The sequence below is a fragment of the Faecalibacillus sp. H12 genome (genome assembly GCF_013361255.1).
Classification (GTDB): domain Bacteria; phylum Bacillota_I; class Bacilli_A; order Erysipelotrichales; family Coprobacillaceae; genus Faecalibacillus; species Faecalibacillus intestinalis.
The window spans coordinates 184472-198920 of sequence record NZ_JABWDK010000002.1 but is presented as its reverse complement, the minus strand read 5'-3'; the positions used below and the strand labels follow the sequence as shown (position 1 = coordinate 198920).

Annotated in this window: 15 protein-coding genes; 1 reads left to right on the top strand and 14 read right to left on the bottom strand. The window is 29.5% G+C overall.

Annotated features, from left to right (window positions below; translation table 11 throughout):
* Positions 1–21: 21 nt before the first annotated feature.
* From HUU89_RS04065 to HUU89_RS04040, 6 genes are all read right to left on the bottom strand, one after another.
* Positions 22–735, bottom strand: a complete 714-nt coding sequence (locus HUU89_RS04065; protein WP_175301065.1) for a DUF554 domain-containing protein — start codon at positions 733–735, stop codon at positions 22–24.
* Positions 723–1562: a Cof-type HAD-IIB family hydrolase gene (locus HUU89_RS04060; protein WP_032090332.1), complete on the bottom strand. Its 840-nt coding sequence runs from the start codon at positions 1560–1562 to the stop codon at positions 723–725. Before HUU89_RS04060 ends, HUU89_RS04065 begins: the two co-directional genes overlap by 13 nt.
* A 78-nt stretch (positions 1563–1640) precedes the next feature.
* Positions 1641–2585, bottom strand: a complete 945-nt coding sequence (locus tag HUU89_RS04055) for a calcium/sodium antiporter (protein WP_175301064.1) — start codon at positions 2583–2585, stop codon at positions 1641–1643.
* Between the two features lie 13 nt (positions 2586–2598).
* A complete protein-coding gene (locus tag HUU89_RS04050; RefSeq protein WP_175301109.1) occupies positions 2599–3168 on the bottom strand; it encodes a manganese efflux pump MntP family protein in 570 nt (189 codons plus the stop codon).
* Positions 3169–3346: 178 nt separating this feature from the next.
* Complete coding sequence (locus tag HUU89_RS04045) at positions 3347–4519, bottom strand: MFS transporter (protein ID WP_175301063.1); 1173 nt, start codon at positions 4517–4519, stop codon at positions 3347–3349.
* A 493-nt stretch (positions 4520–5012) separates the two neighbouring features.
* Positions 5013–6089: a M24 family metallopeptidase gene (locus HUU89_RS04040; protein ID WP_175301062.1), complete on the bottom strand. Its 1077-nt coding sequence runs from the start codon at positions 6087–6089 to the stop codon at positions 5013–5015.
* Positions 6090–6255: 166 nt separating this feature from the next.
* Here HUU89_RS04040 and HUU89_RS04035 point away from each other — a divergent pair, with 166 nt between their 5' ends.
* Positions 6256–7449: an MFS transporter gene (locus HUU89_RS04035; RefSeq protein WP_175301061.1), complete on the top strand. Its 1194-nt coding sequence runs from the start codon at positions 6256–6258 to the stop codon at positions 7447–7449.
* Here HUU89_RS04035 and HUU89_RS04030 read toward each other — a convergent pair.
* From HUU89_RS04030 to HUU89_RS03995, 8 genes are all read right to left on the bottom strand, one after another.
* A complete protein-coding gene (locus HUU89_RS04030; RefSeq protein WP_119363535.1) occupies positions 7446–8045 on the bottom strand; it encodes an MBL fold metallo-hydrolase in 600 nt (199 codons plus the stop codon). The genes HUU89_RS04035 and HUU89_RS04030 overlap by 4 nt on opposite strands.
* Positions 8046–8049: 4 nt before the next feature.
* Complete coding sequence (locus HUU89_RS04025) at positions 8050–9456, bottom strand: ROK family protein (protein ID WP_175301060.1); 1407 nt, start codon at positions 9454–9456, stop codon at positions 8050–8052.
* 107 nt (positions 9457–9563) lie between these two features.
* Positions 9564–10313 (bottom strand): ABC transporter ATP-binding protein, encoded by a 750-nt coding sequence (locus HUU89_RS04020; RefSeq protein ID WP_175301059.1) that lies wholly within the window; start codon positions 10311–10313, stop codon positions 9564–9566.
* Positions 10294–11574, bottom strand: a complete 1281-nt coding sequence (locus HUU89_RS04015; protein WP_175301058.1) for an FtsX-like permease family protein — start codon at positions 11572–11574, stop codon at positions 10294–10296. The genes HUU89_RS04020 and HUU89_RS04015 overlap by 20 nt, the downstream gene beginning before the upstream one ends.
* Before the next feature lie 12 nt (positions 11575–11586).
* Positions 11587–12033, bottom strand: coding sequence for a DUF6568 family protein (locus HUU89_RS04010; protein ID WP_175301057.1), 447 nt, complete (start codon positions 12031–12033; stop codon positions 11587–11589).
* A gap of 534 nt (positions 12034–12567) precedes the next feature.
* Positions 12568–12912: a hypothetical protein gene (locus tag HUU89_RS04005; protein WP_175301056.1), complete on the bottom strand. Its 345-nt coding sequence runs from the start codon at positions 12910–12912 to the stop codon at positions 12568–12570.
* Between the two features lie 58 nt (positions 12913–12970).
* Entirely contained in the window at positions 12971–13516 is a 546-nt protein-coding gene (locus HUU89_RS04000; protein ID WP_175301055.1) for a transposase, read from the bottom strand.
* A gap of 159 nt (positions 13517–13675) precedes the next feature.
* On the bottom strand, positions 13676–14449 hold the full coding sequence (locus tag HUU89_RS03995) for an HAD-IIB family hydrolase (RefSeq protein ID WP_175301054.1): 774 nt from the start codon (positions 14447–14449) through the stop codon (positions 13676–13678).

The window sequence follows — 14449 nt, the reverse complement described above, 5'->3', positions numbered from 1 at the left end:
ACAAGCAAACAAAAAAAGCACTTACATAAAAAGTGCTAATAACAAGGGCATAAATACCGCTGGTAAAAGATTGCCTACTTTAATTTTTGTATGAAAACATAAATTTGTCCCTACCGCAAATATTAAAACCGAACCCACAAAAGAAATATTAGAAATCATCGTCGTCGTAAAATAAGGTGCTAGAAAAGAAGCACAAACTGTCAGTAATCCTTGATAAACAAAGATAGGAATTGCGGAAAAAATAGTTCCCACACCTAATGTTGAAGCAAAGACCATAACAATAACAAAGTCCATGACCGCTTTTGAAATCAAGATACTTGGATCATGTAGTAAACCATCTTGAAAAGAACCAACAATAGCCATGGCTCCTACACATATAACAAGTGAAGTTGAAACGAAACCTTCAATAAATTTAGAATCATTGCTTTTTACTTTACTTTTTAAATAAAAACCGAACTGTTCAATTCTTTTTTCAATATTAATAAATTCTCCTATTAAAGCTCCAAAACATAAAGATAAAACAAGAATTAAAGAACCCGTTGACTCTATTATTGATTTAGAAATCTTTAACATCCCTGTCATCGACCCTGAAATACCGACAAACAAAACTGCTAAACCAATTCCTTGCATAATCGTTTCTTGATACCTATTTTTTAAACCATTTTTTAATAACAAACCAATAATACCACCTACAACAACAGCTATAGTATTAACAATTGTTCCTAATCCAAACATTCAAACAATCCTAACCTTTCCATTTCATAATACACACCATCATTTTCAACACTTTCACAAATGTTATCAGCACTTGCTTTTAACTCTTGGCATGCATTTTTCATTGCTACACCATAATTGCAAACTTGTAACATTTCATAATCATTCATACTGTCACCAAAAGCAATCGTATCTTCCATTTTCATATGAAGTGTTTCAACGACCTTTTTAATAGCAAGACCCTTATCCATTCCTTTTTTGATGATTTCACCATTGATAGAATGTTGGCTAAACATTTCATGAACAATAAAATGGTAATTTGGTAAGAGTATTTTTGTTTTTTCAATATCTTCTCTATTAAAAGCAATGAAACAAAGTTTATGAATTCCTTGATCTTGATATTTGCTTATATCAATCATATGATATTCTTTCCTTTGTTGTTCTTTTAATCTTTCAAACTCTGAATTAGTACCCTCATCACCTAACAAGGCATGAGCAAAATAATGACGTAATTCATCACTAGCAAAAGTCATATAAGTTGATTCTAAATTATAAAGCATATGATTTTGCTCAAAAACTTTTCTTGCTTGTTCAACTTCTTCTTTATCTAAATAAGTTGTTTCAATCATTTCCCCTTTAATTTCAAGATAACCACCCGCTGAACAAATACAACCATCAAAATCATCAGACATTATATTTTCTATACTTACGCGATTTCTTCCTGTACATAAAAAAATCAAATGTCCATTCTCTCTTGCTTTTTTAATTCCTTTTTTTACAAGAGCTGATAAAGGATAATTTGGTGTAACTAATGTTCCATCTATATCTAAAAATACTATTTTTTTCATGCTTCTACCCCTTTTTCAATGACTCTATTTTAATTGTTTTTCTTTCTTTTAGCAACAAAAAAAAGAGAGCAATGCTCTCTAACGTATAATGATATAGGCTAAGTAAGCGACATAAAGAAGAAGCATAATAATTCCTTCTTTACGATCAATTTTATGTTTCGTAAATCCAAAATATAAAACTATTAAAGAAAAAATTGTTAAAATAAGAATATCAATAATATTTTCAAAGATAAAAGTAATTGGACTAATTGTTGCTGCAATACCTAAAACAAATAAAATATTAAAAATATTTGAACCAATAACATTTCCAAGAGCCATATCTACTTCACCTTTTTTAGCAGCTACCATTGAAGTAACAAGTTCTGGTAAAGAAGTTCCAAGAGCAACAATGGTAAGACCGACTAAGTTTTGTGACATTCCTAAAGATAAAGCAATATTGGAAGCACTATCTACTACAAAATCTCCACCAAATTTAATAGCGATTGCTCCACCAACAATATAAACCAAGCTTAATCCCATTGAAATAACTTTAATTTCTTCTTCCTCTTGATATGTATTCATGGCTTTTTTAGCCGAAACAATCATGTAAACAATATATCCTACAAATAAAATCAAAAGAACAATTCCATCAATATGTCCTAAGATCATCCCAAAATAACCTAAGATCATTAATAAAATAGCACATAAAATAGAAAATGGAAATTCTCTTTTAAGCGTATTTACTTGCACTGCAATCGGTACAAATAAAGCAGATATACCACAAACAACCATTAAATTAAAAATATTAGAACCTACGGCATTTGCCACCGCTAAAGCATTATTTCCATCCATTGATGCTGTAATACTGACAGCACATTCAGGTAAACTTGTTCCCATAGCCACAATTGTTAAACCGATGATTAATGAAGGAATATGAAATCTTGTGGCAATAGAAGAACTTCCTTCTACAAAGAAATCCGCTCCTTTCATTAATAAAATAAAACCAACAATAAGAACTAATAATGATACAAATACATTTGTCATAACTTTCTCTCCTTTAAAATATTCCTAGATGTTCTAATAAAATCTTTAAACCAATTACAATTAAAATAATCCCACCAGCAATTTCTGCTTTATGTTCATATTTTGACCCAAAAATCTTACCAATATAAACACCAATAAAAGAAATAATAAAAGTTGTACAACCAATAATACTCATACATTCCACAATTGGATAATTTAAAAAAGTAAACGTAATTCCTACAGCTAAAGCATCAATCGATGTTGCAATCGCAAGTAAAAATAATTCCTTTAAATCTAATTTAAATTCTCCTGTTTCTTCATCATCTTCTGCTTTAATTCCATCAATAAGCATCTTACCACCAATAATACCTAATAAAATAAAAGCAATCCAATGATCAATACTCGTAATATAACTTTCAAAACCTTTTCCTAAAAACCATCCAATAAAAGGCATTAAAGCCTGAAAGCCTCCAAAAAATAGTGCAATAATAAAAACATTTCTCTTTTTTATCTTTTTCATTGATAAACCTTTACAAATAGATACTGCAAAAGCATCCATTGAAAGACCTACCCCAATCAAAAAGATTTCAATAAACAAACTCATACCAAATTCCTTTCTTCCTAAAATAAAAGAGGCCCATGCATAAAAAAACTTATGCATGAGTCTCGTTCTTTAAGATTTGCCAGGCTTACGCCATGATGTTGACAAACCGCGTCCTAAGACGTGTACTACTCCCTCATTCAACATCTTGATAGTATCAAAGTCTTTAAGTAAAAGCAAGTTATTTTTTGACTTTTACACTTACAAATTTACAAATAAAGATAATAACGGCCCCAAGAGCTGTCATTAAATAAACAAAAGTGAATAACGCATTTAAACCTATAGTATCTTGTAAAATACCACCTAAAACATTTCCTAAAGTTGACCCTATTCCTGATGTCATAATACCAATCATTGTTTGTCCTGACATTTGATCTTGGGTATCTAGATTATAAGTCACATAGTAAGTAATAACCCCTGTAAATAATCCATAAGAAAGTCCTTGGAACATCATTCCAATAATTAAAACGATAAGATTTGGTGCTAAACCAATGGTATAGTTACGACAAATATAGAAAATAGAAGCCACTAAAATAAGGGTCACACTATTAAATTTCTTCATAAGTTTTGGTACAGTCATCATGACTGGTAATTCACTAAAGGCCATAGCAAACATAGCTACCCCATAAAGTGACGTATTTCCACCTAAGCTTTTAACAATATTAATTAAATAAGTACCGATCGCTGTTGCTCCAGAAAACATAAAGCAAAAACCTAAAAGTAAGAAAAAGAAGATTTTATATTTTTTAATAACAGTAATAACAGAGCCTTCTTCTTGAACTTCTTCTGTTTTTGTCTTTGTAATCTTTGATTCAGGTAAATGATATAAAATAAATAATGTCACTAAGGCAAAGACACAGTAGGCAATTGATAAAATATTAGCTCCTAAAAATGAAACGACTTGTCCAAAAACCAAAGCACTTGTCGCCCACGAAGCTGAACCAATTCCACGCGCAAGTCCAAAGTTAACATATGTTCCTTCATTGATATAATTCATTGCTATCATCGTAAGCATAGGTACTGTTGACATATTTAAGGCATACATGATGACATAGAAAATCATAACTAAAAAGGCTGGTATTGGTAAAAAAGCCATCGCAATATATAACAAAACTGTTGTTAACATTAAAAATGTCATTAATTTTTTGATTGTCATGCCTTTAATTTTAGAAATTAAAGATGACATAAATGGTGATAGGAAAATTGTAGCAACACAAGAACCACCTGTTACAATTCCAATTTCCGTATTTGATAAACCTTTTGATTGTAAGAAAACGGCAATGAAACCATTAATACAACATCCAGTAAACCAATAAAATAAATGTAAAAAATTATATTTTGCTTTTAGTGACATATTTCTTCCTCCCTAATCGTAAAATACATTCTAACATATTTTTTTTAAGATGATGCTATTTTCATAATTTGAAAAAGAAAAGAAAGGGTTTTCCCTTTCTAAAGTTTTAAAGCAAGTTGAGTAGATTCAAAGATAGCCTTTTTAGCATCGCCCGCTTTACTTGCATCGCCAATTAAATGAACATGTTCCCCTTTTATTTCTTGATAAAGATCTTGATTTGCTTTAGAACCAAAAGCTAAAACAATCGTATCAAAATGAGAAAGTATTTCTAATTGATTATGTTTTTCATAAACAATACTATCTTAATTAATTTTGACAACTTTATTTTCTAAAGTAAATTCTACATGAAGTTGTTTTAAATGATCTAATAAATTAAATCTTGGTCTTTTAGGAGCAAGTAGTGCTTTGTATCATCAAAACCACTCTAAAACACTTGCTTTATTTTTAGAGTATTTAAAAAGCATAGATTAGATTTTCTAACCTATGCTTTTAATTAGTCATTACCAATAACTCTTAAATCTTTTGGATAACTATTTAAGACCTTACATCCATCTTTTGTAACGAGTACAAGATCTTCGATTCGAACTCCAAATTCACCTTGTAAATAAACACCTGGTTCAATAGAGAAAGTCATTCCTTCTTGAACTTCTAAATCAAAGTTTTGTGAAACATCACACCATTCATGAACGTCACGTCCAATGAAATGTCCTAAACGGTGGTTAAATTCAACCGTATAACCACCTTCAGCAATAATGTCTCTAGCACATTTATCAATGTCACAAAGTCTTACCCCTGGTTTGATCATTGCTTCAGCTGCTTTTTGCGCTTTTAAAACAAGTTCATAAACTGTTTTTTGTTTTAGTGATACTTCTTTATAGAAAACAGTTCTTGTCATATCACTACAATATCCTTTATATAAACCACCAATATCAATAACAATACTGTCACCAGCTTTTAAACGGCTGTCATCTCCACTATGATGGTTGTCAGCACCATTTTTACCATAGGCAACAATTGGTTCAAAGGAATTTCCTACACACCCATGTTTTTGATAAATTCCTTCAAGTTGTTTAGAAACTTCTTCTTCTGTTAAGTCTCCCTTAGCACAAATATTAATGACTTCATCGACAACTAAATCGTTGATTTTTGAAGCTTCTATCATGAGTTGTTGTTCTTTTTCATCTTTGATCATCCTCACACGATCAACACATTCAGATCCTAATTCAAAATGACATTCATCTACTAAATTCATTAAAGGAATTAAGAATCTTGCTGGAAAGTTTTTATCGATTCCAATAGAACATGCTCCATCAAATTCATCTGCAAGTAATTGAAGATAATTATCTGTATCACTATACCATACTTGTTCAATATCAAGTTCATGATCTAAATAAAATAAATTGTTCATAAATAATTTATGATGTCCATCACTTGATAAAAGAAGTAAATACATTCTTTCACCTGGATTATTTTTATAATTGATTAAATAATCAATTGATGATGGATCATTAATAATTAAATGTGTTAATTGTCTTTTTTGCATTTCTTTAAGTACTTTTTCTAATCTCATCTCTTTATCCCCCTACTGTTAACTATTTTAATACGTTTATCTCAAAAATTAAAGAAATATAATCATATTTATTTTAATGCCTAAAAAGCATTAAAAACATAAATTATAAGTATTAGACATTATATAAAACTCTTTATAAAATAGAATCAGAAAAGGAGGACACATTATGAAAAAACATTGGTCCGTTTTAATTTATTGCTGTGGTTTAGCTGCAGCATCGATTGGTATTTCAATTAATTCATCAGGTGTTTTTTATACACCTGTTTCAAAAAGTTTACATATATTAAGAGGTACATTTTCAATGCATATGACACTTTTTTCTCTAGCAACTGCCATCATATCATTGTTTGTACCAAAGATCTATCAAAAATTTTCTTTTAAAAAGATTCTAACTTTCAGTGTTATTATTGCCGTTGTTTCAACAGCCGCTATGGCACTTGGAAAAAATGCCATTACTTTCTATATTTTAGGAGCCATTCGTGGTATGTCAACAAGCCTTTTTTCCATTGTACCCATTACCATGATTATCAATGGGTGGTTTGAAAAGAAACATGGTCTTGCGACAAGTATTGCCTTTGGTTTTAGTGGTTTAGGTGGAACGCTTTGTTCTCCAGTTTTATCAAGTGTAATCAGTTCTTTTAATTGGCAAATGGGTTATCTATTAAAAGCGGTTATTCTTTTACTTTTATGTTTACCAGCTGTTCTTTATCCATTTTCGATGAATGCTAAAGATGAAGGTCTTCTTCCTTATGGTTATCAAGAAAAACATGAAACAACACAAAATCAAGCAACATCTTCATTCCATTTTATGTCAATTTCTTTTATCGCCTTCTTTATCTTTGGTATGTTAATTAGCTGTATTACCAGTGTAACACAACATTTACCAGGTTATGGTGAATCATTAGGTTTTCCTTTAACTTCATGTGCGATTTTATTATCGGCAGGAATGATGGGAAATATTGTTTCTAAATTAATTATTGGAAGTTTAAGTGATCATTTTGGCGAAATGAAAGCAACCTTAATGATGATTAGTGTAAATATTCTAGGAATTGACTTATTAATAATTGGACGTTCCATGACACTTCTTATCGTTGGTGCTTTCTTATTTGGTTCATGTTATTCATTAGGAGCTGTTGCTGTTCCTTTACTTACAAAATATTTCTTTAAAACAGAAAACTATGCAAAAGCATTTCCAACAATTTCTTTTGCCTCTAATGTTGGTGCAGCTATTTCTTTATCGATGGTAGGTTATATTTATGATTTCTTCGGTTCTTATATCTATGCTTTTATCATCGCTCTTGCTATGATTTTTGTAAGTATCCTCTTATTAATGATTACAACAAAAACCAAGGAAAATTAATTCCTTGGTTTTTTAAATACAACTGTTTGTGTTTTAGTATCCTTATTAACTTCCAAACAATCATCAACATAAGTAACAGAAGATGATTGTTGAATAAATTCTTCATTGGTTGATAATACATCATAACCAAATTCATGACTGTGATAATGCATTGGTATAACAATACGTGGTTGAATACGTTCAATATATTTTAAAGCTTCTTTGGTATCAATTGTATAATAGCCACCGATCGGAATCATCAAAACATCACAGTTTTTTAGTTTTGAAACATCATCCATCATACAACCTATATCTCCCATATGAACAACTTTCAGATTTTCAAAATCAACGATATGAATCGTATTTTTACCTCGATGACTTCCTTGATGATGGTCATGATAGGTTTCAATACATGTCACTTTAAAATCTTTTGGTGCTACTTCTACACAATTTCTTGCATTATGATCATCATGTTCATGAGAACACAACACAAGATTTGCCTTCAATTTTAAAGAATTTAATCCTGGAACTGAATTTGCTTGATAAGGATCAAAAACAATTGTTCCATCTTTTCCTGTTATTTCAAAACATGAATGTCCATGCCAAATAATATTCATTTTCTTACTCCTTTGCACTTAAAATCATTGCTCCTAATAATATATATTCTAAGATATTTTCTACTTTAATAATTTGTGGATACACTTTTAAAGGATATTGACTTAATGCTTTTTTGATTTCATCACTAACATCTTGACTATCTAAAATCAAATCACTATAAACAACAATCGCTTCAGGTGCCACAATCGCAATAATACTCATGATATTTTTAGTCACCAACTCCAAAGTACCTTCTGGAGTATTAGCTAGCGTTAAATAAGCATCCGAAAGATTTAAAGGTAATAATGCTACTTCACCTGCTAAATGATCCATTCCTCTTACCAGTTGTCCATTTACAACAATCCCACTTCCAGCCATACGTCCAATTGGTTGAAATAAAAAAGCAAGTGATTTATATTCATTTTGTGAAGCATAATAACCAACAACCGCGGCATTAACATCATTAATTAAATAAATTTCTTTTTCATATCTTTTTTCTAAGCGTTCTTTTAATTGATGATTACCACCTTCTATAATCCCTGAATAAACATTTCCTTCAACCATAACACCCGGTAAAGCAATAGAAATCACATCAATCATTTCATTTTGTAAAACAACTGTATCCAAAGCATCCAATACATCTTGAAGTTTAATATTACTTTTAATAATATTACTGTCTAAGACAATATCTTGATGTGAATTATATAAACGATAAGAAATATGACTATTTTCACCATTAGCGTTAATAGATACCGCTAAAACATTTTTATTTGTCTTTATTTCCATCATTGAAGCTAATGGTTCAACATAACCATTATATTTATTTTCTTTATGTTTTAAAGACTCTTCTATAAAAGTAATCAATGCACCCACATTATAAGAAGCAAAAATTTGTGTTGGTATCTTTAAAACAAGTTTGTTTTTAAAGACTTTTTCAACTTGTAATTTAACATAAGATACCTGTGGTGCAAGTAAAATCACATCATAATTTTGAGCAACATTATATATTTTTTGATAAGAAGTAGCGGCTACTTCCATATTTAAATTTAATACTTTAATACCATTTTTTATTTTATCTGCAAAAAAGGCTGTTGTCATTCCACCACTACAACATAGTAAAAGTCGACAGATCGGTTGATCTATCATTTTTTTAATACATTGATCCATTTCTTCAAACAAAGAAATGGCATGTTTAAGCGTTTTGAATTGAAAATGGAGATAAAAAGCCATTTCATCTGTTCTTTTATTCATTACACATAATTCAATAATACATTGTGGATTAAAGGTTACATAGCTATAACAATATTCATTTTCTATAATAATTGCATCTGGATCTGTTTCACTTTGATGAAGATGATAATAATCTCTTTTTTGATTATTGATCCATTCTCTAAATAGAGAGGTTTGTATTTCTCTTAAAAAATCATCCATTTCAATCCCACCTTTATTGCTATTTTAACACACTATTGCACATCATTGAAAGCTCTTACAAAATTAGAAAAAATAATTCTATATAAAAAACAGGAAAAGCTCCTGTTTTATAAATGCATTTGTGTTGTAACTTTAACGATTTCTTTATAATAATCATCTTGTGATTTTGTATGACGATCAATCGATAAGTCTAAATGTCCATCTTTCATGTAATAAACTTTCTTTGAATAAGAAGCCACAAAGCTATCATGCGTCACCATAATAATCGTTGTATGTTTTTCTTCATTGATTTTACCAAGATATTCCATCAGTTCTCTGGCATTTAAACTATCTAGATTCCCTGTTGGTTCATCAGCGAAGATAATCTTTGGATCATTGATCAACGCTCTAGCAATCGCTGCTCTTTGTTGTTGTCCACCTGAACATTGGGATGGATATTTATCAATGATTTCTTCAATATTTAACATTTTTGTAAGTTCATTTAATTTTTCTAATTGTATTTTTTGATCTACTTTATTTAGTCTTAATGAAAATAAAATATTATTTTTGACTGTTAATGATTCAATAAGATTATAATTTTGAAAAATAAATCCAATTTCTTCTTCCCTTAAATTTGCTTTTTCTTTTTCTGATAAAAGAAGTAAATCTTTTTGATTAAGAAAAATTTGTCCATGAGTTGCTTCATCAATCGTTGACAAGATATTAACAAGTGTTGTTTTTCCTGAACCAGAGGCTCCCATAATACAAATAAAATCTCCTTTTTCTACTTCAAAATCCAATCCATTTAAAGCCACCTTAGGATGAATGCCATAAGGATTATAAACTTTCTTTAAATTTCTAATTTCCATGTAACTCATAATTTTGACCTCTTTTCTTTAAATAAACAATCAATTCAGCCATTCCATAAGGAACAACAAACTCAAGTAAAACAATACCAACAAGTCCTAAATCAATCGATGTACGAATTAAAAACGTACACGCAATACTTAAAATATAAATACCTGCAAAAATCCATAATACAACATAAAATCCATTTCCTTCTTTATAAGATATTTTCTTGACATCTTGATTTGTAAGTCCCATCTTACATAAGTTTTTAAAATGTTCTTTCTTTTCTAAAGCATCGATATCAAAACGACTGACAACACTTAAACATAAAACAAAATTAATTAAGATAGCGCCAATGTGTAAAGCAATATGCAACATCTTCATATGAAGTGACGAGAAAATAAATGTTGGTATTAAAATGACAGCTAACATAATAAAAACAATGAGTAATTTACTTTGTTGCATAAATAAGGCTAAATCACCTAAAACAATCGTATCTTCTCCTTTTAGATTCAACGAATCAACCATTTCATTTAAAGTATGAGGAATGAAATAATAAAACAAACCATAAGCACTGATAGCCCCAATACAAGAAGCAATCGCAAATCCTGCATCTAATTCTTCTCCTACATACATCGCATAAAGTCCTAAGAAATAACCTAAAATATAGATATAATCAGGTATGATAAATACACGATGATCTTCTTTTTGTGTTGTAATATATTTATCTTTAATGAGCGATGATAAAGAATTATTGTTGATATAGTTCACTTGCATTCCAATTAAAACAATTAAAATACAAACAACTAAAATTCCTATCATTGAAAATAATCTTGTATTAAAATAGAAAATACTTTGATGAATATGACAATAACGATAAACAACTGTTAAAAAGATTGGTGTTGTCACTAGTGATAAACAACAAGTGATTATTACTGAAACAATCATGAGCATAATCATTTGAATCAATTGATAAAGCACTACTTTACCCTGATTAAATCCTGCCATTTTAAGCATTCCTATTTCTCTAGCATGAAGTTTCATATAATAGTTACATGAATAACAAATCAATGAAACACAAACCATTAAAATAAACAATCCCATCAACATAATGCAATAAGGTTCACTAAAATCAAGAATATCATCATATGTCACCTTTTTAGCGAGATATGGATTAATAATAAAATGTAAAAACAATAAACAAATACTAAGTGTTGTGACAATAGAAACAATCAAGCCATATGCTTTTTTTCTTTCTGTCCACAACATTTCTAATGCAAACTTCAACATAACTTTCACCTACTATTCTAATGCTTTTTTTATATCACTTGCTTTGTAATAAACATGATCAATCTTTTTGTTTTCTACATGAATAAGCATTGGTACTTGTTTTATTGTAATATCTTTATAATCTGTCACATTTTTATAATCAAAATCTTTTCCTGTTTTTAATGTAGTATCTTCAACATTGAAAAAATAAAGATTTGAATGCCCACTTAAAGTTTTTTTGACATCATCATTTACTTCTTCACATTGGTTATTTCCTGTTTCATAGAAATATACAAAATACGTATCATTTTCAGAATTATTTAATAGATTCTTTTCTTCTATATGTTGATACCTAAATCCAACACCTTTTGGATTTTTAAATGGATCTTCTGGTTTCTTCAACATATTTACTGCTACCACAATTACAAGTCCAATAATACAAATTCCAATCATTTTTAATGTCTTTTTACTCTTTTCCATAAGTCATTTCCTCCTTTGACACCTTCAACATAGACTATAGAGTCACTTTATACTCAAGTACTTTTTGAAATATTTTTTATATTTCCTCTCTACACTTATTATTTTCTTTTAAATCAGTATCTTTTTGGCATGGAAGTCAGTTTTATGGCACGAAAATAAAAAAGTAGGTAATTTAAACCTACTTCATTGATTGAATGCTTTTAAAAATACATAACCCATTATCTTGTGTCACTTTATATCGAACATCTAAATGCTGTGCTAATTGCCTAATAAAATTAACAAATATTAATCTTATTTTTTAAAATTAAAACCTCAATAATATTTATAACCAAATCAAATAAAATCATAATATCAAATACTCCCTATATTGAAACATGAATTCATCTACATATTTTTCCCCAAGTGTAATGCATGTTTCCACATGCATTGAAATCCTGCATCGCATTAACATTCGCGCACGTGGTGATGTAATCATATTTTTTTACACCCTTTAACGCAAATGCAAAAAAGTTGCACCATTCCGTCGGACAAATTCTATTTTGCTATCACTTTCTTTATACTTACCGATTTCTTTTTAAGCTCATCCGCAGTCCTGGTGTTCTGTTTATGAATCTCTTTGTGCGTATCATTATTTACATTAATGCCTTTATTTTCATCGAGAACATCGACTGGTTCCGTAAAAAGCTCTTTCTCATTCGAATGATGAAATGCAACATTTTTACCTAATGGCTCACCGGTTATCTCATCGTTCTTAATACCTCTCTGTTTTTTTAGTTTAGGAAGTTCTTTACTTGTATGTGTATCAAGTTTTCTTCTAACAACCTCAGCCTGATCCCAATCGCCGATTCTAATAAGACTATCTCTTGTATACCTATCCAAATCGGCATCTTCAGCATCTCTTGTTTCATGATTTCAAAAAGATATTGTACGATATATCCTATTTCTTGAGCACAGTATTTATCATTTGATTGAATCCTAATCCTCTGTTTTTATTGATATCAGCTATTGAATCACTTATTTTTTGCCACAGTTTTTTTCTTGCATTGATGATCCTTATTTTATAGACAAATGTATATTTTCCTGCATCTGCTTCCAGTTTTGTTCCATCTATGTACTGAATTTCTTTATTTATTTTCATTAAAGCACCTATACTATTTGAAAGTTCAAAAAATATCTCATCAATATTCTTAACGAGATAATCTTTTAAAAGTCTTTCAAAAGCCATGAAGCTGGGTCTTTCTTCACCCATTATGTACATGAAACGAATATCATATCTGCATAATGATTCCATGGATCTCAAATCATTATCGCATAACATATAGGCAAAAAGTGCAACCTTCAAAAGCTTACATCTGTCATATTCCTTTCTTCCTCGACACTTACCTTTTTTGAAATATTTAGACAAATTCACTCCTTCTAGTGCCTTTAGGAAAGAAATAACCATATCATCTTCATCAATTTTAATACCTAAATCTATTGGCAAAGACAGTTGTAATGCGTTATAATCATTTGTTTTAGAATTTTGTTTTCCATATATAAATTATACAACAAAAAAGAACAATGTTTCAGTTTTTGCTGTTTCATTGTTCTTTTCTATTTTTGGCGGTTTATTTTATTTTGTTACAGCCTCTTCATTTTTTTATTAAAACCAACTCATTTTTTCACAGATATTATAAATACCATCATCAACATTTTTATCTGTGATGTAAGTTGCTTTTTCTTTTAAAGCATCACAGGCATTTCCCATAGCGACACCTGTCCATAAATCTTTATCAAACATATCAAGATCATTATAATCATCACCAAAGACAACTACATCTTGAATAGGTGCTTGGAGTATTTCCATCATTTTGAAAATACCGCCTTTTTTATTATCTGGTTGAAACATTAAGTATTCTTTTTCAAAACGTAATGAACCTAATTGATCTTTGTTTTGAAAAGAAGCTTCTTCTTTTTCATCTAAAGCAAGATAGATTTTATAAAAGTTTTCTACTTGTGTATAATCAAAATCTTGATCTAAGATATAAGTTGTTGGTTCTTTACGATAGCCTACTTGTTGAATAAATAAATCATTTTCACCATAGACTTCTTGACTATCATTGATTGCTACTAAATAACCAATCCCTTTTTCTTTAGCTTCTTGAATGATTTTTAAAGCTCCTTGTTTGTCTAAGGGGATATTTTCTTTTAAAATACCATCTAATACAATTCCATTGCCCCCATTACAGACCATATTTTCAAAATTAAATTCTTTTCTTGTTTTTTCCGCTTTATAATGGGCTCTTCCTGTATTCAAACAAACAAAATGACCTGCTTGTTTAAGCTTTTCTAAAGCAATTTTCGCACTTGGGACAATTTGATGTGTTTTTAAATCAGTTAGTGTTCCATCAATATCAAAGAAAAAATATTTTTTCAT

Coding starts and splice junctions, on each gene's coding strand:
- HUU89_RS04065 (WP_175301065.1), bottom strand. CDS start 735: ATGTTTGGATTAGGAACAATTGTTAATACTATAGCTGTTGTTGTAGGT.
- HUU89_RS04060 (WP_032090332.1), bottom strand. CDS start 1,562: ATGAAAAAAATAGTATTTTTAGATATAGATGGAACATTAGTTACACCA.
- HUU89_RS04055 (WP_175301064.1), bottom strand. CDS start 2,585: ATGACAAATGTATTTGTATCATTATTAGTTCTTATTGTTGGTTTTATT.
- HUU89_RS04050 (WP_175301109.1), bottom strand. CDS start 3,168: ATGAGTTTGTTTATTGAAATCTTTTTGATTGGGGTAGGTCTTTCAATG.
- HUU89_RS04045 (WP_175301063.1), bottom strand. CDS start 4,519: ATGTCACTAAAAGCAAAATATAATTTTTTACATTTATTTTATTGGTTT.
- HUU89_RS04040 (WP_175301062.1), bottom strand. CDS start 6,089: ATGAGATTAGAAAAAGTACTTAAAGAAATGCAAAAAAGACAATTAACA.
- HUU89_RS04035 (WP_175301061.1), top strand. CDS start 6,256: ATGAAAAAACATTGGTCCGTTTTAATTTATTGCTGTGGTTTAGCTGCA.
- HUU89_RS04030 (WP_119363535.1), bottom strand. CDS start 8,045: ATGAATATTATTTGGCATGGACATTCATGTTTTGAAATAACAGGAAAA.
- HUU89_RS04025 (WP_175301060.1), bottom strand. CDS start 9,456: ATGGATGATTTTTTAAGAGAAATACAAACCTCTCTATTTAGAGAATGG.
- HUU89_RS04020 (WP_175301059.1), bottom strand. CDS start 10,313: ATGAGTTACATGGAAATTAGAAATTTAAAGAAAGTTTATAATCCTTAT.
- HUU89_RS04015 (WP_175301058.1), bottom strand. CDS start 11,574: ATGTTGAAGTTTGCATTAGAAATGTTGTGGACAGAAAGAAAAAAAGCA.
- HUU89_RS04010 (WP_175301057.1), bottom strand. CDS start 12,033: ATGGAAAAGAGTAAAAAGACATTAAAAATGATTGGAATTTGTATTATT.
- HUU89_RS03995 (WP_175301054.1), bottom strand. CDS start 14,449: ATGAAAAAATATTTTTTCTTTGATATTGATGGAACACTAACTGATTTA.